Source organism: Streptomyces flavofungini, assembly GCF_041028215.1.
GTDB lineage: Bacteria > Actinomycetota > Actinomycetes > Streptomycetales > Streptomycetaceae > Streptomyces > Streptomyces flavofungini_B.
This window is the reverse complement of the sequence record NZ_JASKYR010001544.1, coordinates 1-417: the sequence shown is the minus strand read 5'-3', so window position 1 is coordinate 417 and position 417 is coordinate 1. Positions and strand designations below refer to the sequence as shown.

1 protein-coding gene is annotated in these 417 nt (G+C 73.1%); it reads right to left on the bottom strand.

Annotation, left to right across the window (positions count from 1 at the left end):
• Positions 1 to 417, bottom strand: a 417-nt coding sequence (locus AB8Z36_RS42100) for a DUF4350 domain-containing protein (RefSeq protein ID WP_369218576.1), incomplete at both ends; no start/stop codon positions are given.

Below are 417 nucleotides of genomic sequence, written 5' to 3'. Positions count from 1 at the left end.
GCGCAGGGCCGATGCCGCGCGGTCGCGGGCGTTCGCTCTGCGATAGAGGCGGGCACGGCCTTCGACGGTCTCTGAGGCGCGGATGACCACGGGGAGGCGTTCGGCGACGAGGGGGCCGAGGCGGCGCGCGCGCCACAGCGCGGCGAGTACGGCGGCGACGGCGAGTTGCAGGGTGGCCCAGCGCCAGCCGTCGGGGATCAGGTCGAAGAAGCTCCGGCTTTCGGTTCCGTCGGCCGCCCGGTCGTCGGAGAGCGAGGGGAGGTACCAGACCAGTTGGGGGCGCGAGCCGAGGAGTTGCAGGGCGAGTGAGGCGTTGCCCTGCTCGTCGAGGCGGCTGTTGTAAAGGATGTCGGGGGCGCCGAGGACCACGGTGTCGCCCTTACCGCGGGGGGCGGGAAGATGCAGGAGGCCGGGGAG